General features: G+C 42.5%; 19 protein-coding genes. 10 read left to right on the forward strand and 9 right to left on the reverse strand.

All coding sequences use genetic code 11. The features are described 5' to 3' along the window. Window positions 1-44 precede the first annotated feature (44 nt). From FQ083_RS00830 to cysE, 4 genes are all read left to right on the forward strand, one after another. Window positions 45-425: an Hpt domain-containing protein gene (locus tag FQ083_RS00830; protein WP_133104268.1), complete on the forward strand. Its 381-nt coding sequence runs from the start codon at window positions 45-47 to the stop codon at window positions 423-425. Further along, window positions 425-1,303, forward strand: a complete 879-nt coding sequence (locus FQ083_RS00835; protein ID WP_133104267.1) for an RNA methyltransferase — start codon at window positions 425-427, stop codon at window positions 1,301-1,303. The genes FQ083_RS00830 and FQ083_RS00835 overlap by 1 nt, the downstream gene beginning before the upstream one ends. An 86-nt stretch (window positions 1,304-1,389) precedes the next feature. After that, complete coding sequence (locus FQ083_RS00840) at window positions 1,390-1,833, forward strand: YtoQ family protein (RefSeq protein ID WP_149408363.1); 444 nt, start codon at window positions 1,390-1,392, stop codon at window positions 1,831-1,833. 187 nt (window positions 1,834-2,020) lie between these two features. Continuing rightward, on the forward strand, window positions 2,021-2,893 hold the full coding sequence (gene cysE, locus FQ083_RS00845; protein ID WP_410477350.1) for a serine O-acetyltransferase: 873 nt from the start codon (window positions 2,021-2,023) through the stop codon (window positions 2,891-2,893). 61 nt (window positions 2,894-2,954) lie between these two features. On the opposite strand, the gene FQ083_RS00850 is transcribed toward cysE, so the two are convergent. From FQ083_RS00850 to pheA, 6 genes are all read right to left on the reverse strand, one after another. Beyond that, complete coding sequence (locus tag FQ083_RS00850) at window positions 2,955-3,476, reverse strand: 2-amino-4-hydroxy-6-hydroxymethyldihydropteridine diphosphokinase (RefSeq protein ID WP_133104264.1); 522 nt, start codon at window positions 3,474-3,476, stop codon at window positions 2,955-2,957. Further along, entirely contained in the window at window positions 3,466-3,888 is a 423-nt protein-coding gene (gene folB / locus FQ083_RS00855) for a dihydroneopterin aldolase (protein ID WP_149408364.1), read from the reverse strand. Before folB ends, FQ083_RS00850 begins: the two co-directional genes overlap by 11 nt. 50 nt (window positions 3,889-3,938) lie before the next feature. After that, on the reverse strand, window positions 3,939-4,898 hold the full coding sequence (rarD, locus tag FQ083_RS00860) for an EamA family transporter RarD (protein ID WP_149408365.1): 960 nt from the start codon (window positions 4,896-4,898) through the stop codon (window positions 3,939-3,941). A 234-nt stretch (window positions 4,899-5,132) separates the two neighbouring features. Further along, entirely contained in the window at window positions 5,133-7,475 is a 2,343-nt protein-coding gene (locus FQ083_RS00865; RefSeq protein WP_149408366.1) for a bifunctional prephenate dehydrogenase/3-phosphoshikimate 1-carboxyvinyltransferase, read from the reverse strand. Window positions 7,476-7,524: 49 nt separating this feature from the next. Further along, window positions 7,525-8,667 carry a histidinol-phosphate transaminase gene (hisC, locus tag FQ083_RS00870; protein WP_149408367.1) on the reverse strand — a complete coding sequence of 381 codons (1,143 nt, stop codon included), beginning with the start codon at window positions 8,665-8,667 and terminating at the stop codon, window positions 7,525-7,527. A gap of 140 nt (window positions 8,668-8,807) precedes the next feature. Further along, the gene (gene pheA / locus FQ083_RS00875) at window positions 8,808-9,989 is read right to left on the reverse strand and encodes a prephenate dehydratase (protein ID WP_011513537.1); all 1,182 of its coding nucleotides are present in this window, start codon (window positions 9,987-9,989) and stop codon (window positions 8,808-8,810) included. A gap of 454 nt (window positions 9,990-10,443) precedes the next feature. Between pheA and FQ083_RS00880 the strand changes: the two genes are divergently transcribed. Together FQ083_RS00880 and FQ083_RS00885 are read left to right on the forward strand one after the other, a co-directional pair. Further along, window positions 10,444-11,385, forward strand: coding sequence for a transaldolase (locus FQ083_RS00880; protein ID WP_149408368.1), 942 nt, complete (start codon window positions 10,444-10,446; stop codon window positions 11,383-11,385). A gap of 185 nt (window positions 11,386-11,570) precedes the next feature. Next, complete coding sequence (locus FQ083_RS00885) at window positions 11,571-12,023, forward strand: hypothetical protein (RefSeq protein WP_149408369.1); 453 nt, start codon at window positions 11,571-11,573, stop codon at window positions 12,021-12,023. Between the two features lie 300 nt (window positions 12,024-12,323). Here FQ083_RS00885 and FQ083_RS00890 read toward each other — a convergent pair whose 3' ends face one another. Further along, the gene (locus FQ083_RS00890) at window positions 12,324-12,893 is read right to left on the reverse strand and encodes an adenine phosphoribosyltransferase (protein WP_149408370.1); all 570 of its coding nucleotides are present in this window, start codon (window positions 12,891-12,893) and stop codon (window positions 12,324-12,326) included. A 338-nt stretch (window positions 12,894-13,231) separates the two neighbouring features. Here FQ083_RS00890 and FQ083_RS00895 point away from each other — a divergent pair, with 338 nt between their 5' ends. Both FQ083_RS00895 and FQ083_RS00900 read left to right on the forward strand, forming a co-directional pair. Next, a complete protein-coding gene (locus FQ083_RS00895; protein WP_149408371.1) occupies window positions 13,232-13,396 on the forward strand; it encodes a rubredoxin in 165 nt (54 codons plus the stop codon). A gap of 28 nt (window positions 13,397-13,424) precedes the next feature. Continuing rightward, entirely contained in the window at window positions 13,425-14,462 is a 1,038-nt protein-coding gene (locus tag FQ083_RS00900) for an alpha/beta fold hydrolase (RefSeq protein WP_149408372.1), read from the forward strand. A gap of 109 nt (window positions 14,463-14,571) precedes the next feature. On the opposite strand, the gene FQ083_RS00905 is transcribed toward FQ083_RS00900, so the two are convergent. Beyond that, window positions 14,572-15,729: a WG repeat-containing protein gene (locus FQ083_RS00905; protein WP_149408373.1), complete on the reverse strand. Its 1,158-nt coding sequence runs from the start codon at window positions 15,727-15,729 to the stop codon at window positions 14,572-14,574. Window positions 15,730-16,240: 511 nt separating this feature from the next. Between FQ083_RS00905 and FQ083_RS00910 the strand changes: the two genes are divergently transcribed. Next, a complete protein-coding gene (locus FQ083_RS00910) occupies window positions 16,241-17,173 on the forward strand; it encodes a DMT family transporter (protein ID WP_149408374.1) in 933 nt (310 codons plus the stop codon). 120 nt (window positions 17,174-17,293) lie between these two features. Here the strand turns inward: FQ083_RS00910 and FQ083_RS00915 are convergent, their stop codons facing one another. Continuing rightward, window positions 17,294-18,727, reverse strand: a complete 1,434-nt coding sequence (locus tag FQ083_RS00915; protein WP_149408375.1) for a solute carrier family 23 protein — start codon at window positions 18,725-18,727, stop codon at window positions 17,294-17,296. Between the two features lie 715 nt (window positions 18,728-19,442). On the opposite strand from FQ083_RS00915, the gene FQ083_RS00920 reads away from it, so the two are divergent. Further along, window positions 19,443-20,876, forward strand: a complete 1,434-nt coding sequence (locus FQ083_RS00920) for an L-serine ammonia-lyase (protein ID WP_149408376.1) — start codon at window positions 19,443-19,445, stop codon at window positions 20,874-20,876. Window positions 20,877-20,983: the final 107 nt, after the last annotated feature.

Raw genomic sequence — 20,983 nt, forward strand, 5'->3', positions numbered from 1 at the left:
AATAATTCTTTCTGCGCTAACTTTAATCCTATTGGAACATGACTATGGCTACTATTACGAACAAAGATATGACCGCCATAACTGATGATGAGATTATCAATACTGAGCAGTTTGAAGATATGCGCGACTTATTAGAAGAAGACTTTGTCGATTTGATACAAGTCTATTTTACTGATTGTCGTCGCCGTATCACAAAACTAAGACAAGCTCAGCAAGAAGAAGATAATGCCAATGGCTTTGAGCTTGCTCATGCACTAAAAGGAGCCAGTGTCAATTTGGGCGCAACCCAAATGACGCGTCTTGGCAGTCAATTGCAAGAGCTTTGCCGTGAGCGTCTTATCAGCGAACAAGCCCCTCTTATCGAGGACATCGCCGTTGCATTACAACGTACTGAGCAAGACATCAACCAGCGACTAGGACAGTAATGAGTAACAATGCACCCTCATCTTTAGCAACAGCAGTACCAAACGTCAGCAATTATTTGTCTTGTGTTCAAGTAGTGATGGTCAATACGACATTGCCTGCCAATATTGGTTCAGCAGCACGCGCCATGCACACCATGGGATTATCGAGATTGACGGTGGTTGATCCAAAATTACCGATTGATGACACTAGCGTCTCTCATGCTGCTGGTGGCAGTGATTTGCTATCATCAGCAATTATCGCACCAACGCTTGAGTCTGCTATCGCTGATTGCCAGTTAGTATTTGCGGCCAGCAGCCGTAGCCGTCATTTGCCGCGTCCTGTGGTCACGCCGACACAAGCTGCCAAAATCATGTTGGACTTTATTGATAAGCAAAGCACGATTGACGGGCACGATAGTAATACAGCGCCCAATATTGCCATTCTGTTTGGGCGTGAAGATCGTGGCTTGACCAATGAAGAATTGGCTTATGCTGACTATCATATTCAAATTGATGCCAACCCTGCTTATCCAGTGCTCAATGTTGCTTCAGCCGTGCAAGTGATCGCGAGCTTTATTTATGCTTATGCACAAACTCATATCCAAGCTGACAACGAAGTTAATGATATAGCACAGGTAACTGACAATCTAGAGACGACTGAACAAGGGATGCTTAATACCTATGTGCGCCAGCAATGGGATGAGCCAGCGATTACTCAACAGCAATTGCAACTGCTTACTGAGCGTACCACCGCATTGATGGTTCAACGCAAACTGGCAGATAGTGAAAACTTAAAGTCACTGCCATCACGCTTATCTAGACTCGGTTCACGTATTCAACTCGACCAAAAAGAGTATCAATTACTCAGTGCTCTGCTGGCAAAACTTTTAAAAGACTAACATTTAATAAGTTAATTTTCTTGCCACTATGGGCATTATTAGTAGTACAGGTAGTTATATCATTTAACAATAAAAAGGGATTTACGATGAATTGGACTGTTTACTTATCCGGAGAAATACACACTGACTGGCGACAGAAAATTATGCAAGGCGCGAAGGAACAGGGTCTTGTTATTAAATTTATATCAGCAGTGACTGAGCATGAAGCCAGCGATGCGGCAGGTGATGTACTCGGTAAAGATGACAATGGATTCTGGCGCGACCATAAATCATCCAAAGTTAATGCGATTCGCACCAAAAATATGATCCAAAAGTGTGACATTGCTATTATTCGTTTTGGTGATAAATATAAGCAGTGGAACGCCGCATTCGATGCCGGTTATTGCGCCGCGTTGGGCAAACCGTATATCACATTGCATGCTGAGGATATTATTCATCCGTTAAAAGAAGTGGATGCCGCGGCAATGGCATGGGCGCAAACGCCTGAGCAGATTGTTGAATTGCTCAAATATGTTGTCAGTGATAGCTAAAGGATAAGAGTAATCGTCTGGAGATGAATCGCTAATTATTGGCGTTTTATCTACAGACGATTTTTTATTTAAAGTACATTGCTATATTTTTTGCTATAAAACTGCTATAACTAAAGAGATTGTAACCAAAAATACGATAGGACGATTTATGTCATTGCCAACTGCTTTATTCAAATCGCTCGTCCGCATCAAAAGAGACCTAAAAGAAGATATTGATGCGGTATTCAATCGCGACCCTGCTGCGCGTAATAGTCTAGAGGTAATCTTAACTTACCCTGGCATCCACGCGCTTATTCTACATCGCGGCGCGCATTGTCTTTGGCAAAATGAGCAAAAGCTTGCTGCTCGAGTGATTTCTTATGGCTCGCGTATCATTACTGGTATCGAGATTCATCCTGCTGCTAAGATCGGTCGTCGGTTTTTTATTGACCATGGCATGGGTATCGTCATTGGCGAGACAGCAGAGATTGGTAATGATGTGACCCTTTATCATGGCGTCACGCTTGGCGGCGTTTCTTGGAATAACGGCAAACGCCACCCTACTTTGGAAGATGGCGTCATCGTCGGTGCCGGTGCTAAAGTATTAGGACCATTCACTGTTGGTAAAGGCGCTAAAATTGGCTCAAATGCTGTCGTGGTTAAAGCAGTGCCAGCAGGCGCAACCATGGTCGGTAATGCTGCTCGTATGATATCAGAGCATCATGACGAAAAAGGCAATCCTATTACGACCAAGGTCAATGATGCAAATCAACAAGAAAAAGCGGTACAAGCTGCTTCTACCGAGAACCCTGCAGATAAAAAACCAACGAATCACACAGCACGCGAAACCACTTTTCAAGCTTATGGCATTGATCCCATGTCACAAGACCCTGTTGCTGAAGCCTTTGCTAAAATGCTTGAACACATTCAACAATCAGAAAATCGCTTAGATCAATTACAAACTGCCATGTGCAAAATCGATCCTAACTTTTGCAAAAAAGAATATGACAAATTGTGCTTAGAAGATTTGGACGTGATTGGCAAAAGTGACATGAATGAGATAGGTGCTGAATCGCAATAACTTTTTATTCTTGGGCTGGGTTTAATATTAAGCTCAGCTTAGAGCTTTCGTTTTACAACTGTCAACTATCTATCCCCGCTACCAATTCTTTTATCCCTGCCCTCTCATGCGCTTTAAATGGATAGCGATTTGCCATTATTATCCATTCAGAATCATTTTTTTTGCTTAGGCTATTATCTTTATCCAATTTAACAAGCAATATATCAATATCCATCGTGACTTTTTTTATTGGTGCCTGTGTTTCCGTTAAACGCTGCCGATTACAGTCACATTCAAACTGTTTGAAAATTTGCTGCAACTGTTGTAATGTCATCGGTGACATTAACAAAATATGGACACATTGATTGGTATAGTCAGGTTTTGGTAATTCTATAGTGGCAGTGAAGTCAGGATTTTGAAAGGCTGTTGACAATGTTATAGCACCAATACTTGTCAATCGCTCTCGGACACGCGGTAAGTGTATCTGCGCATCATGGTTGCTACCTAAGGCCAGTAGCACAGCTTTTACAGGCTGTGCTTGCAGCGTTTCAGGATCGCAGCTTATCAGTGATTCAAATAAATCAGCCAAGGCTTTATGCATCATCAGACAAGCTAGGATTAACTTGATTGGTAGATACGCTAGATGCGGCTTTGGCATAGCGGGTGATTTGGACACCAACTGCATCTGCTTGTTGAATAGCGGCAGGCTTAGCAATACTTAAGGAAATTTTATCGCAGCTATACTTTTCAAGCAGTTTATCAGCGATTTGCCCAGCCAGATGTTCAAGTAACTGAGCCTTAATAGCTTGGCACCACGCACTGACATCATCACAGACTTCTTTGTAATTTAGCGCATCGTTTACATCATCTGACACCGCAGCACGACTGATATCGGTTTCAAGCGCGATATCAATCAATAACGGCTGTGTAATGGCGCGCTCCCATTCATAAACGCCAATCACCGCCTCTACTTTTAAGCCTTTTACAAACACGACATCAGACTGGGTATGAAACATACAAGCATCCTTGTTAATGATATTTTTGCTATCTATTTTAGTTTGATGATTTATTTAGAAGATAATGCTTCTTCACGTAGGCGTGCTGCTTTTAGCTGCTTACTTGGGCGATGACGCCATAAATCGATACTGAATAATAGCAGACCCAGCCAAATTAAACCAAAGACTGCCAAACGATGTAAATTAAAAGGCTCATTGTAATAGAATACAGCCAAGAAGAAAATAAAGGTCGGCGTCAGATAATTCATAAAACTGAGGATACTATAAGCGACCAGCTTGGTGGATTTGTTAAACATCAATAGCGGTATCAAAGTGATAGGTCCTGCCAACATAAGCAGCCAAATAGAAGGCGTAAACCAAAAGCTGATATTACTACTCGCCACATCAGACTGCCAGAACCATGCGATAAAAATAGGCAGTAGCATTGCTGTCTCGACAAACATTGCATCGACTGCTGTCAGAGGGGTTTGGCGCTGAATGGTACCGTAAGTACTAAAGCTAAACGCCAATATTAACGATACCCACGGCAGACTACCCAGCATGACAACTTGAATAACGACTGATAATAGCGCAAAACCAATTGCCACCCATTGTAAAGTACGCAGGCGCTCTTTGAACAGTAGCATCGACAATCCTACGCCAACCAGTGGTCCAATAAAGTACCCCAAACTGGCCTCTAAAATCTGGTTGTTGTTAACCGCCCATACATAAGTGAGCCAGTTGATCGCGATGATAATACCTGACACAAAGGTATAGGCTATCCACCTCGGGTTTTTCTTTAGCGTGTCAATCCACTGCCAACGCTTGGTCACTACTAACACAACTAAAAGACAAGCAAAGGTCCAAACAATACGGTGACCAATGATTTCAGTGGCATTATAGTCCGATAATTGCTTAAAGTATAAAGGAAAAGCACCCCAGATAGAAAAAGCTATCAGCGCGGTGACAATACCACGTCTGGTCGTTTTAATGGAAGCAGCAGGTTTTTTGATGACATTTTGGGTAGTCATAAGATAGGACAACTTTTTAGAGCAAAGCGCACCCTCACCCAATTATTATCATTGATGGTAATTTGGTGTTAAGAGTACAGGGTCACTACAGATAGAATAAAAGGTAAAAAGCAATGAGTTAATACTAGAAATCGTATCAACTCATTGCTGCCGAAAACCATAATTAAAATAATAAAATTAATAGCTTATTTTATTGCTAAGCTATTATCATTGGCTCAAATTAAAGTTACTGCGTTAAGCACTCACAACGTCAATAGACATGCCAATTTGGTTGGCAAGTTCTGCAAATCCTGGGAAGCTGGTATTAACGGTTTCAACGCCTTCAATGGTAATCTGCTTAGAGGCGCGTAAGCTGGCAACCGCAAAACTCATAGCAATACGGTGGTCATGATGCGAGACAATATGTCCACCACCAAAAACCGCTTGGCTATTATTCACATCATTACTCTGACCGACCACCCCTTTACCTTCAATGATAAGACCATCTTCAGTAACGGTACAGTCAACGCCTAATGTCTGCAAGCCTTCTGCCATTACTGCAATGCGATCTGATTCTTTGACACGCAGCTCTTTTGCACCGGTCAAAACGGTACGGCCTTGGGCACAGCTGGCTGCGATAAATAATACAGGAAATTCGTCAATGGCAAGTGGTACTAGATACTCTGGTATTTCAATACCGACCAAGTTTGAGCTTCGAATAGTAATATCCGCTACTGGCTCACCGCCAACATGAGTCTCATTACTTAAGCTGATATCCGCTTGCATCAGCTTAAGAATATCAATAATGCCGGTACGCGTAGGATTGATACCGACTTGCTTCAAAGTCAACTCGCTCCCTTGGCTGATGGCGGCAGCCACCATAAAAAATGCTGCCGACGAGATATCAGCAGGTACTGCGATATTACCGCCTGTGAGCGTGCCGCCGCCTTCAACACTGATACGATTGCCATCGACCGTTACTGGATAACCAAAAGCTGAAAGCATACGCTCGGTATGATCGCGGCTAACTTCAGGTTGAGTAATGGTCGTGGTGCCTTCCGCCCAAAGTCCAGCCAGCAATAAGCAAGATTTAATCTGTGCAGAAGCAACTGGCATATCGTATTCAACCCCTTGTAGAGGTTTGCCAACACTATCTCGACCAGTAATACTCAGTGGCGCTGTACCTTTTTGACCAGTGCTTTGAATCACTGCACCCATCTCACGTAATGGTGCTGCCACACGCTCCATTGGACGCTTATTTAGGCTAGTGTCACCCGTCAATACGCTATCAAATGCTTGCGCTGCTAAGATGCCTGAAAGCAGACGCATACTGGTGCCAGAATTGCCCATATATAAAGGTGTTTTGCTTGGCTTTAAGCCATTCATACCAACGCCATGAATGGTTAAATTGCCATTATCAGGACCTTCAATGGTCACGCCCATATCGCGAAACGCTTGCAAAGTGGCAAGCGCATCTTCCCCTTCCAAAAATCCAGTCACGTTAGTTACACCAGTAGCAAGGCTACCGAGCATAATACTACGGTGAGAGATAGACTTATCCCCAGGAATGGCAATAGTACCAGAGACGGTGTTGCTTGGGGTGATATTATAAGAAGCTGACATGGCAGAAGTATCCGTATAAGGGGTGCTGGCTAACATATGGCCAAAATGTCGCCGTGCGGCTTGCGCGCGGCCCAAAAGTCCCATCAGGGCGGTTGAATCTTTATCAATGATAAGCTGACGAATATCATTTAAATAAACGCTATACTCATCAAGGGCGCTTACAATCGCGTTTTGGTTGGCAAAAAATATATCATGCCACATTTTAGGGTCGCTGGCAGCAATGCGGGTAAAATCACGAAAACCACCTGCGGCATAGCGGAAAATATCTAAATTATCATCATGGCTTGCCAGCTGTTCGACCAAATTAAAGGCGAGCAAATGCGGTAAATGACTGGTATGTGCCAATATAGAATCATGATGAGCGGCATCCATCGGCATGACGCTTGCACCCACTGCTTCCCATAACTGGCTTAGCTTGGCAATTGCTATATGGCTAGTCGTTGGGAGTTCACAGACAATAACGCTATGATTGACAAACAATGTAGCGCGGCGAGCATGATACCCTGAATTTTCGGCACCAGCAATTGGATGTGCAGGCACAAGCCCGACAGGCAATGTCTCGAACACAGTCTTGGCAGCATCAATAATATTAACTTTGGTACTGCATACATCGGTAATAATACAATCAATAGCAAGTAGACCACTATCCATTGCATTTTTGATATCTATAAATACCGCTTGTGCCGCTTGTACTGGTACCGCAATCACTATCAAGTCACTATTAGATATCACGTCATTAAGTAATGAGCTACCAGCGTCTAGTAAGCCATGTTGAATAGCTTCCTCTAGACTTGGCTCGTGTCTATCGACTGCAACGATACGCTCAGCTAAACCATTGTCTTTAATCGCTTGCGCAAGACTTGCACCAATCAAACCCAAACCTATCACACACACTTGCTGGAATAGCGGCTGCGTAGAGGATGGAGTCAGTTTAGTTGCTGCTTGAATATTTACGGCGTGATTTATTTTTTGCATATTGTTTTAATTATTAGGTTGCTTATTAAATTACTTATTAGTTATTGACTTAATCATCGGTCAAAATAGAGCGCAAAGTATCAATCAGACGCATATTATCTTCTGCGACCCCTACACTAATACGCAGCCAATTATGCAAACCATAAACCTCTAGCTGTCGCACAATAACGCCTTGCTCAAGCAATGCCTGATAAATAACAGCAGCGTTTGTATCTTCCATTTCAACTTCGATTTCGACCATAATAAAGTTGGCATGTGACTTTATAAAGCCCAGTCCCAGTGCATCAAACTGCTTTTCCAACCAGCGCATCTGCTCGTTATTCATCAGACGAGTTTTTTCAATAAAGTCTTGATCCGCAAGTGCCGCTGCCGCTGCCGCCAGTCCAATGCGGCTCACATTAAATGGCTGACGAATGCGATTGAGTAAATCTGCCACAGCTACCGAGCTTAACGCATAGCCAACACGCAGACCTGCCAGCCCATAGGCTTTAGAAAAGGTGCGAACAATAACCACATTATCAAATTCATCTAACAGCGCCCGATTATTGCTCTCAGGGCTATATTCAATATAAGCTTCATCTAACACCACCAGTACTGAGCTTGGCACACTAGCGACAAACTCTCTTAGCTCAGCATGTTCAAGCTGTGTACCGGTTGGATTGTTCGGATTGGCAATAAAGACGATTTTGGTATTAGAGTTATCCTGAACCGCTTGGCTCATGGCTTTTAGGTCATGACCAAAGCGCTGAGCAGGCACTTCAACATCCATAGCACCCTGCATTTTAGCGAGCATTGAATAGACCACAAAGGCATACTGGCTATAAACGATTGCATCATCTGCACCTACAAAACTACGCGCCAAGATATCGAGCAAATCATCAGAGCCATTACCCAAAGTAATTTGATCAACATTGACATCATTAAAATCAGCCAATGCTTGCTTTAGATAATAACCATTGCCATCAGGATAACGTGACAGCTGACCTAGCTGTTCAGTAATCGCTAGCGTAACGTGCGGTGAGCAGCCTATCGGATTCTCATTACTGGCAATTTTTACCACATCTGAGACGCCATACTCTCGCGTTAGCTCTTCAATAGGCTTGCCGGTTTGATACGGTGTCAACGCCAAAACACTCTCGTAAGCAGGTACGAGCGGTAATAAATTTGACTCTGTCGATTGCGCAGACTGCATGATTAATCCTTAGATGTGATAACGCACCTATCATTGGCTAAGCCCATTAATGTCACTGGTGACCGCTATTTATGACAAGGCAATTTATAAACGCTTGCGGCTAATACTAATAAAACAATAACCCATAGAAACCAGTAAATTTATAGTACTGCTTTTGGATAAGAGCCTAAGACACGTAAGTCTTTGACCAATGGACGAATATCAGCGATAGCAGCGCTCACATTTGGGTCTTCAATGTGCCCATTCATATCAATAAAGAAGACGTAAGCCCATTTATTAGGACGCTCAGGCCGCGTTTCAATGCTGGTCATAGACACGCCATGATAAGACAAAGGCTTTAATATTTCGATCAGAGCGCCCGCTTTGTCATGCGCTGAAACCATAATTGAGGTTTTATCTTGACCTGATGGTGCAATTGCTTCATGACCAATAATCAAGAAACGGGTCGTATTGCTTGGATTGTCTTCGATATTTGAATAAAGCTTATGCAAATCATATTCTGCTGCTGCCACGTCACCCGCAATCGCTGCCGAGTGCCACTCGTTCTTCAAGCGACGTGCCGCTTCACCATTACTCGATACCGCAACACGCTCGACATTGGGATAATTCACATCAAGCCAATGACGACACTGCGCCAATGATTGCTGGTGCGAGTAAATACGGCTTAACCCATCAAGTTTGGTATGTTCAGCGACCAAAAAGTTTTGATGAATCGGCAGCTCGACTTCACCGATTATTTTTAATGTAGAAGATAAAAAGCCATCTAGCGTATGGTTGACTACGCCTTCAGATGAGTTTTCAACGGGCACGACGCCATACATTGCGGTGCCCGCTTCGACTTCACGAAACACATCAGTAATGGTATTCAGCGGTACAGTATCCGCCGCTTTACCAAAGTGCTTTAATGCAGCCGCATGAGTAAAAGTGCCCAGTGGACCCAAAAACGCAATGCGCTGCGGCGCTTCTAAATCAAGGCATACCGACATAATCTCTCGAAACAAGCGTGCCATTTTTTCATCGGCAATAGGTCCTTCATTACGCTCCATGACAGCTTTTAGCACTTGCGCCTCACGCTCTGGACGATAAAAGATAGGGTTGGCATTTTCAGCAGCAGAATCATTGGCAATGTGGTTCTTTTTGACGCTCGCCACTTGCTGAGCCAATTTGGCACGATTGTTAATCAGCGTCTGAATTTCGCAGTCTACCGCATCGATACTGCCGCGTAATGTATTCAAAAACTCTTTATCCGTTGCGGTAGTACTAATGCTTGCGGTGGTTTGGTTTAGATTATCATTGTTTTGTTCTGGTGACTGCTCACTCATTACCGCCCATCCTTTTTTAGATTTTATGACTGTTAGGTATAACTACTTGTCAATGATGACCATAAATACTTCGTTAAAAGACATGAAGATTTTTTAAAGGACATAAATATTTTTGCTATTTGTTGCTCTTATATCACCAATTTATCATTATTGGTTTTTTGAAGCAGCGCTATGTTCTTAGTAAAGTTCGTAGTATTCGTAAAGCTCAACCACTGACCGGCTCTACTATAACAAAAACTACGGACAGTGCCCATTCGTAAATGAACGTAAAGTGGCAAATCGCTATAAATCTTAGCATAGTTAAGCGATATATGGGCTTAGCCTTCTAAAACTATCAGGTAACATGTACCTAAATCTATGTTACAGTTTAAACGGACACAGGATTTTATCCATAATAGACCACAACCATCCATAAGAAAATAACACCATTAATGAATAATACCAAGGATATCTGATGAGCGCATTACAACAGCTTCGCACTATGACTACCATTGTCGCCGATACAGGCGATCTTGCCGCCATTGAGCGTCTAAAACCTATCGATGCGACCACCAATCCAAGTCTAATTACCAAAGCACTGATCCATCCTGATAATGAAGCGGTATTATCAGAAACCATGAGCCGCCATCGAGATGATATTGATGCGGTAATTGATGAGCTAACCATTCAAATCGGCTGTAATATTTTATCTTTAATTGAAGGACGTGTCTCAACTGAGGTCGATGCCCGCTTGTCCTATGACACACAAGCGACCATTGATAAGGCATTGGCATTCATGGAAGCCTATCAAAAAGCGGGTATCGACTCAGAGCGTGTGTTGATCAAGATGGCAGCGACTTGGCAGGGTATTGAGGCGGCACGCTACCTTGAAACTCAAGGTATACATTGCAATCTCACCTTGCTCTTTGGGCAACATCAAGCCATCGCTTGTGCCGATGCTGGTGTGACCTTGATATCCCCTTTTGTTGGACGTATTTTGGATTGGCAAAAACGCCAGCAAAACCGTCAAAACATACCTGTCTCTGATGACATGGGCGTACAATCGGTTAAGCTCATTTATCAATACTACAAGCAGCATGGCTATAAAACGCAGGTAATGGGCGCAAGTTTCCGCTCAACTGAGCAAATATTAGCGTTGGCAGGCTGTGATTTATTGACCATTGCACCTGACCTCATTGATGAGCTAGCAGCAATGGATATCGAGGTTACACGTCAATTATCAGAAAGTATGTCGATGGACATGACAGATATGACGCGAGTGAGCTTAAGCGCTGAAGAATTCAGTAGCGCCTATCAACAAGATACCATTACGCAAGATCTTTTACCAAAAGGCATTGACGGCTTTATCGGTGCGCGTGATGAGCTTACCCATATGCTAGCGAGTATGCGCAGCTAAGCTGTATATATGATTAATATGGGCGTATAACCAAGCCTATCTGGCATGAGAGTTACTTACTAAAGCACTATAAAACAGTAGAAATATTACATAGGTATACGCAGCAGGTAATAAAAGAAATTTGCCTGCTCATAGTAAGTTGGCTATTATGAGCGACCTAAAATGACTACAAGCAAGGCTTAATTATGAAACGGCTAGCAGTGATATTAGCAGGCAGTACGCTTGCGATTGGTGCTCATGCAGTAAACTGGTCAAAAGTAACAGAAAGTCAGACCGGTTCCATTTTTAGCTTAGATTTGGATTCTATCGAACGCTCTGACATCAATATCCTTGATGAAAAGCGGGTCGAAAATATTACCGTCTCCATTCGTAGAACCTACCCTGCATTAAAAAGTACAACGAGTGATAGTAAAGAAAGCGGCATTCATCATAGCGACCAGCAATGGCTTATCTCTTGTAAGGACGCCAGCTATTACAGACGGGCATACGTTTATTATACCGCTGACGACAAAGTAATAAAGTCTTGGCAATCAGAAAAACCTCTCCTGACTACCAAAGATTTTAAAATTACTGCCCCAAAAACTGTCAGTCGTATACTAGTCGAGCAAGCTTGTAAAAATTACGAGCAAGCCAAATAGCACAAATAAAATAGGCAAAAGCAATCTAAAAAAGCATCATTAAAAAAGCGCGCTGAATACGTTCAGCGCGCTTTTTTAATGATGCTTTAGTTATATCATCTCAAAGCCATAGAAAACTGGCTTTTATCGCATTTTATTTATAGTTAAGATACCCTAAAAACGCTACGATACTGCTGATATGAATTTTTTGCAGCCTCTGTCTGCGTAGGCACAGCAAGCAAGAAAAATTAATACCAGCAGCACATAATGTATCGATATTACTTTTTATTTTTACCGACTATAAGTAAAACTGCCTGTCATTTACGCCTTCAATACCGTATAAACAGGAACTGGAAAATCGCCATGTAAATCCACCAAATCTAATAAGACTAATGCACCAACGACCGTATGATCGGCTGATTGACATAGCTCATAAGCAGTGGTCAGTGTGCCGCCCGTTGCCAAGATATCATCAACCAATAGCACGCGCTCTGGTGGCAGATTATTTTGCATCTCAAGAGTATCTTTACCGTACTCTAACGCATAGGCTTTATTGGCAACAGGCGGTGGTAACTTACCGGATTTACGTAGCAAAATCATACCTTTACCCAGACGTCCTGCCAGCAAACTTGCAAACACGAATCCACGGGCTTCAACAGCACCCAAACAATCCACCTCATCCATTATGCCTTCAGGTAGGACAGCCAGCAGTGCATCAATGACTTCATTAATGTGACTGCGTAGTAACGGTGTAATATCATAAAAATCAATGCCGACTTTAGGGAAGTCTGGTACTGTGCGAATGATGTTCCAAAATGGATGATCGGTATTGAGCGTATTCGATGACTCGATTGCGGTATCAACTGCTGTAACAGCGGTGTTTGCGCTCATAATAACCCTTAACGTCTATAACTTAGATAATGATGTAACAATAGCAAATAATCTATGCATCAGAAAATTAACGGCGGTTATTATAGCATAATTGCCTTTAATATTGCGCGGCAATGGGGAAAACACCACTTATTAAGTCAATAAAATCAGGCATAGTGACTTGATAAACGTTTATCAATCTCAATATACAAGTGTAAACTTAACTATGAAAACAACGGTTATATGCTAAACTAGCTGCGTTTTTACAGTCTAGATATTGACGGTAATCATTCTTGATGTGCCATCAATATCACCTTAAAAACGTATAGTAACACTGGTAATAATCGATAGGACTCTTTATGAAACGTTATGAATGTATTGTCTGCGGCTGGATATATGATGAAGCACTGGGCTGCCCTGAAGAAGGTATCGCACCGGGCACCAAATGGCATGATATCCCTGATGATTGGACATGCCCAGAATGCGGCGTTGGCAAGCTTGATTTTGAGATGCTAGAACTTTAAGCCAATGACCTTTTAGATAGGACCGTTCATGACAGAAAAAAACAACATTGATAATGCTGCTAAATTGCCTGATTCATTGGATAGCAGCTCGAGTTACCCGACGCCTGAATGGCAAAGATTTGGTGAGCACCTGTGGGGCGCATCAGACCTCAGTGAGCATCTTTATCAAGCCATGATAGATATCGGCGACGGCATCGAGCTGTGTGTTGAGGCTGGTGGTAATCCTAATCATCCGCCACTGCTTATGATTATGGGACTTGGCTCGCAAATGATATTTTGGCCAAATCATTTTATTAAGCGCCTTATTGATGCCGGTTTTTTTGTGATTCGTTTTGACAATCGTGATATCGGTTTGTCCTCTAAAGTACAAATCGATGGTCTACCGCGTATTAGTCAGCTTAAAATGATGATGCGCCTGCAAACAGGACTGTCTAATAAAGGTGCACAGGTTGCCTACAATTTAACCGACATGGCAGAAGATACGGCGCGCTTAATCAAGGCTTTGCAGCTTGGCAAAACACATTTGCTGGGTGCTTCTATGGGTGGCATGATTGCCCAAATCGTAGCGGCACGTTATCCAAGCCTAGTACAGCGGATGGCATTGATGTTTACCACCACCAACCGTGCCTTTTTAAAACCACCAAAGCCTAGACAGCTATATACGCTGATTAATCGCCCTGAGAGTCACTCTGAGCGTGATATCGTGCGCCATAGCGTTTGGTTTATGAAGACTGTTGGCACACCAGGGCATGTAAATGTGCGCATGGTACGTGATATTGCCAAGATACGGTATCAGCGTAACTTTCATCCGCTCGGTACGGTGCAGCAGCTCAATGCTATCTTGGCATCAGGTTCTATCAGTCGATTTAGCAAACAAGTCAAAGCACCTACTATCGTATTACATGGCAGCGCTGATGGCTTAATTCCTGCCTCACAAGGTCGCGTGGTTGCCAAAACCATCCCTAATGCCAAATTTCATTTGATTGAAGGCATGGCGCATGACATTCCTGAGTACTACCAGCCATATATGGTTGATTTAATTAGCAATCACTTATTAGAAAAATAGTTTTAATGATTTAGCTTGTGAATTTTTCCGGCTACAAAAAAAGAGCCTATAGCAATCATGAATCGCTATAGGCTCTTTTTTTGGTCAAAATAAAATATGCTGTTAGGATTTAATCACAGGCGACAGCCACGCCTTCTTTGTCAATACACATCTTAGTGCCGTTCTCTAGCCTGCCAATCCAAGCCTTATCCGCTACAAACACAAAAGAAGGTTTGTCCTTATAGCGGCTATCAAGACTGAGGCTCTTATTATTGGAATCATTAAAGTTATTAGAGCCGTCAAAATCCTTAAAGTTAAAAGGAATCACAAGCTCGCCGCCAAGATTGATAAAGCCCCACTCTGCATCAATGCGCACGCCCGCTAGCCCTTCCGAGAATGGACGTACTTCGTCGAAAGAATACGTAATCATAGTGACATTATTGTCATCAACAAATCCCCATCTACCGTCTTGTTGACGCGGCTGCAGCGTGGTAAAGCGATTAATTGGTATGGAGGCTGAATTTTTCTGTGTGCTATTTGCGCGAGCACTAGGTTTAACTTCTGATTTACTGGCAGCGGGTCGGTCATTTACACGGCTGTTTTTGGCACTCTTACCGTCATTACTTTTACTATTATCTTTTTTGACACCGGCATTTTGAGTATTAGTACTTTGAGTATTGGCGTTCTTAATATTGCCCTCTTTATCAAGCCAGCTTATCGCTTTATTTTTACGTACACGAGCCATACCGCCTCGGTAATCATCAATATCACTAATCGCTGCTGAAAACGGAACAACAGTCCTATTTGCCGTATCGATGACGCCATAGTGACCGCCCTGCTTGACCACGATACGCCCTTCAGATACCGGACGCGCCCAACCTTGACCGTCATTTAGCACATCGTACATTACAGGAATCACTTCACGACCTTGCATATTCAGATAACCGACATGACTATTACGCATGACAGGCAATAGACCTGCTGATATTTTATCTACATCCACTTTTTGATAGCGTGTTAAATCAACAAGGCTTTTACCTTGCTTATCGATAAGAGCTACCGGTGCGCCAAAGTCTTTCACCGCTAAGAAATAACCACTACTCGCCGTACAAGAGACGTTCTTATAATAACTCTTAGGGATCTTACAGCTGGCAGCTTGCGCGCTCGGTATGACAAATAACGCGGTTGTTAACATACCAATTGTCAGAGCACAGCGCTTTATTAGGGATGACTGATCTTCAGATGTCGTTAATGACAGTGATCGTTTTGATAAGGTACGTTGGAGCATAAGCAAACCTAAGCTAAAGTAATGATGGCGGTTAAGGCAATTTAAATGAGATATTTTAAGGGTATTAGTTTTTTAAGCTGATGATATTACAATATAAAAGTAGAAATGAGGGTAACAAATCGCAGTAAGAACGCCAATGATATTCCTGTAAGGATATTAATTGGCAGTAGCTTGTCTTTATACTTTAGATGAAACCTTAGAAAGTTCATATTCTCTAAAGTCATAAAATACCACTATAAAATAAAAATAAATAATATCAAACCATTTCAATTTTAGCTCAAAACATCGACAATACGGCTTGTGGTAAAGATGATGTCTTTATAGTGAATTCAGTATTAAAGCGATACAGTAGGACTGGGATGAATTTTACGCAGCCTCTGTCGGCGTAGGCACAGCACGCCAGAAAAATTTATACCAGTACTGCGTTGAAACATAACGTATCTGTTTTATTTGGAATTGACTATAGTACGCAATAATTGAAATAAAAGTTGTCATGATATAAGGATAATATATGGCTATTGCCTCTTCACGCTCCGCTGCTACTGGCTTGCTTATTGGCTGTGTGATCTTTGGCTTGGGCAGTTTAATCGTCGCTCATGTTGACATCGGTGGCTGGGCAATGGCTTTTTGGCGCTTGGCTATTTCAGGCGTGGTGTTTGCGGTATTAGCAAAAATAACAGGGCAACGGCTACCGCGCTCAAAACGTGCTGTTTTTTATGGCTTATTATCGGGTGCATTTTTAGGTTTGGATTTGGCACTGTGGCACGAGAGTATCTATGCGGTGGGTCCCGGCATTTCAACCTTACTAAACAGCTTACAGATTTTCTTTTTGGCAGCCATTGGCTTTCTATACTTTAACGAGCGCCAATCTATATTACAGCTTGTCAGCTTGGTCTTGGCAATGTTGGGTGTGGCAATGATCGGTAGCCCAGAATTTGCCCAAAATAAGGCTGCTACTTGGGGATTTATTACTGGTATCGTGTCAGGGGCTATGCTCGCAGCATCAATGACCTTTATACGTAAGGCCCATGATACTGAGCCGACGCCGATATTCATGCTTATGCAGCTGATTAGTATTGGGGGCGGGCTGGCAATGATTGTGCCAATGTTTGTCTTTGATATGGGTGATATACTGCCTAATAGCTGGTCTGATATTGGCTGGATATTGATTTATGGTACGGTCATGCAGTGCCTAGCATGGGGGCTTATCGCCTACTCTATTCCCAAGCTGTCTTTAGCATTAACTGGATTACTATTATTGACCGAGCCGGTTGCGGCATTGGTAATTGATTATACTTGGCTTGATAAGCCCATCAATACCCTACAATGGAGCGGTGCGTTACTCACGATGTTTGCCATTTATTTGGGTTCGCTAAAGCCTAAACCACGCGCCCTACGCCGTTATCGGTTTTTTGCACGGTTTTATAAGCGTGATTATAAGTAAAGCTCGTATAGAATAAAAACGATTATAAACAAGCGCCATAATAGATAAAAGCCACAATGATTATTGTGGCTTTTGCTTATCAATATAGTGAGTTATTTGAAGCTTAAGATAGTTAAAAAGTTAGTCTTTTTGGCGATTAAATAGAGCGTTAAGCACAATTGCTGTTAAGGTAGCCGTACCGATGCCACCCAAATCAAAGCCGCCTAGATGCAAGCTAAAGTTACCGGTTCCCATTATAACAGTGACTGCTGCGATGATAAGATTGCTGTTTTTACTAAAGTCGATATGATTGTCTATCCAAATTTTCGCACCAGCGATAGCAATCAAACCAAAAACTACAATAGAAGCACCGCCTAATAATGCGGGCGGAATGGTTTGAATAATCGCACCAAATTTCGGTGACAAGCCCAGCATGATAGCAACCAAACCTGCTACGACAAAAATAGTCGTACTATATACTTTGGTGACCGCCATCACGCCGATATTTTCTGCATAAGTCGTCACACCTGTACCACCAAAACCTGCCGAAAAAGTCGTCGCTAAGCCATCAGCAAAGAAGGCGCGCCCCATATAAGGCGTTACTCGCGCTTTAGTCATGCCTTCTACCGCTTTAAAATGTCCCAAATTTTCAGCAACTAAAATAAAGGCGACAGGGGCAATTAATATAATGGCGCTCATCTCAAAACGCGGCGCATGAATATTTGGCAGCCCAAACCATGAAGCTGTCAACACACTACTAAAATCAATCGGCACGCCATAGCCCAATACATTGGTCATCACAAAATAAGCAATATAAGACAATATCAAGCCAACTAATAACAGCAAACGACGTAGCATGCCGCGGGTAAATACCGCTACCCCACTAATAAGCAATACCGTTAACGTGGCCATCCATGCATCAAATTGGTTGGCAGACACCCCTTGAATGGTTACGGGCGCTAAATTAAGACCAATAATCATTACAATCGCACCGGTAACAATCGGTGGCATCAAGCGCTCAATCCAGCCTGTACCCGTCTTCATGACCAGCAGACCTATCAATGCATAAATAATACCACAGGCCATAATGCCGCCCAATGCAACATTCAGATTGGCATTAAACCCTACGCCAGCATATGCCGTCACGGCAATCACGGGACCAATAAAAGCAAAACTCGATCCCAAATAACTTGGCATACGTCCACCGGTAATCACAAAAAACATCACCGTACAAATCCCAGACATCAAAATAGCTAAGTTAGGGTCAAAGCCCATTAATAATGGCGCAAGCACTGTCGCCCCAAACATCGCAAAGGTATGTTGTATACCCAGTAGCATGCTTTTTGAGGGCGGTAAATACTCGTTAATGCCAACCGGATCACGATCCAAATCACCGCCATATGGACGCCATGTTGGAAACCAGCGACCATTATCAAAGTCTGGATTGTGCGGTAAGTTCATTGTCGCCGAGCCAGTTGCAACATCAATACCTGCTGTTTCTAGTGCATTTGGCGTTGATGGTTCTTTCTGACTATGCTGTGTTGATTGAGACGAGTTTTCTGGAGGGGTTATCATGCGCGATTGTCCTATAGGCTTAAGCTAATAATAACAGACTGGTAATGACTCACTAACGATACAGGATAATAATAGCTCGAATAAATAAAGAGATAACAAATAACTCTATTTACTATAAGTGCTGTTATAAATAGTGGCTATTATATGAGATAGCTATCTATACAATAAAAAGTTAATGGAAAAATAATGAAATCTGGCTCTTACTAACTACGGATTCTTGTATGAATACAGAGCTATTTTTGATATTTTTAACACACTGTCTGTCTTGCTTAATCTTAATATCTCGCAAGAACATACTTTTTATTTCTATGTTTTTCTACACTATTTTTCTATCTCCAATCAGCTGTTTGGAAATATCATAATAATAGGTATTATTTTAGAGTATTACCACATTTTGCTAGCTGTATTGACTAAGATATGCTTTACTAAATTCAACGCTTTGGCTGCTCATACCGTGTATTCTATAGCGACAGCTAACTTACAGGATGTTACATAAGCGTTGATGCCGAGCATCATAACGGAATTTAATAATAAACAACAGCTATTATTCACCCGTCACTCGAACGAACACGTTTAAACATTTTCATAGACAATGCACTTAATTTATCGATGATCGATACTTATTATCTATTGTTGCCCATTATAATTTTATATGGGCGCAGCAGTCTTTGTTATGCGGTTTTTCTGAATTCCTTTTATTTTTTGGTAACTTATTATGATTAGTGTCTTTGATTTATTCAAAATCGGCGTTGGCCCATCAAGCTCTCATACAGTTGGTCCTATGATAGCGGCTAACTTGTTTGTACAGTCACTCCTAAAGCAAACCAATCTGAGCGACATCCAGTCTTTAGAGATTGAGTTATATGGCTCGCTTGCGGCAACTGGTAAAGGACATGCTACAGATACTGCCATATTACTGGGCTTACTTGGTCATGCACCTAGCACCATCGATACGCGTTTGAACAGTGAATATCTGGCACCGATCTTTTCAGATAATCAACTCAATATCGCAGGCGAGCACGTTATTGCTTTTGATACAGAGCGTGATATTCACTGGTATGATGAGACGGTTCTACCTTATCATCCGAATGCTATGACTATTCGTGTGTCTTTGGCGAATGGCAGCCATTATCAGCAGACTTATTATTCCGTAGGAGGTGGATTTGTTATCAATGAAGAAGATGCGACTAATCCTGATGAAGATAATGCCACACCGACTATCGATGTTATTCCTTATCCTTTTGATAGCGCCGCAGAGCTATTAGAACAATGCCGTAAACATCACTTGAGCGTGAGCGAGCTGGTATTAGCAAACGAATGCCATTACCGTGAGCAGGCAGAAGTATTTGCGTATTTAGATTCTATTTGGGAGTCAATGCAAGATTGTGTGACCCGTGGCTGCCAAAACAGCGGTATTTTACCGGGTGGATTAGATGTAAGACGCCGCGCTCAAGCACTATATGTGCAACTATGTGCTGAAAAAGACCAGCCGATTGCGCAAAATGACAAACTGGTTGCGATGGATTGGATTGATTTATATGCATTGGCAGTCAATGAAGAAAACGCCAATGGCGGCAATGTGGTCACTGCTCCTACCAACGGCGCCGCAGGTATCATTCCTGCAGTGATGCATTATTATCGCGATTTTTTATCAAACTATAGCCTTGATGGCGCGCGCAAATTTTTGTTAAATGCCACAGCAATTGGCAGCTTAATCAAACAAAACGCTTCAATATCGGGTGCTGAAGTGGGCTGTCAAGGTGAAGTCGGTTCAGCTTGTGCAATGGCGGCGTCTGCATTGGCAGAAATCCTAGGCGGAGATCCTGCTAAATGTCTTAATGCTGCTGAGATTGGTATCGAGCATAACTTGGGTCTGACCTGTGATCCTGTTGGTGGCTTAGTCCAAGTCCCTTGTATCGAGCGCAATGCGATGGGTGCAGTCAAAGCAGTCAATGCTGCACGACTTGCCTGTCGTGGTAATGGTCAACATTTTGTCTCTTTAGACAAAGTCATTGAAACTATGAAAGTTACTGGCGCTGACATGTTAGATAAATACAAAGAAACTTCTCGCGGTGGATTGGCGGTATATGCTGACAACCGTATACCGACTGCCACTCATGGCGTCAGTGTGAAATACAGCCAATGCTAATGATTGGGCAGCTTATAACTCAATAGAACATATAAATCCTATTATAAAAAAGACCTCTAATGATTAGAGGTCTTTTTTTGAGCTAACTACTATTGAATTATCGGTAG

Origin of the sequence: Psychrobacter sp. ANT_H59, from assembly GCF_008369225.1 — a bacterium.
GTDB lineage: Bacteria > Pseudomonadota > Gammaproteobacteria > Pseudomonadales > Moraxellaceae > Psychrobacter > Psychrobacter cryohalolentis.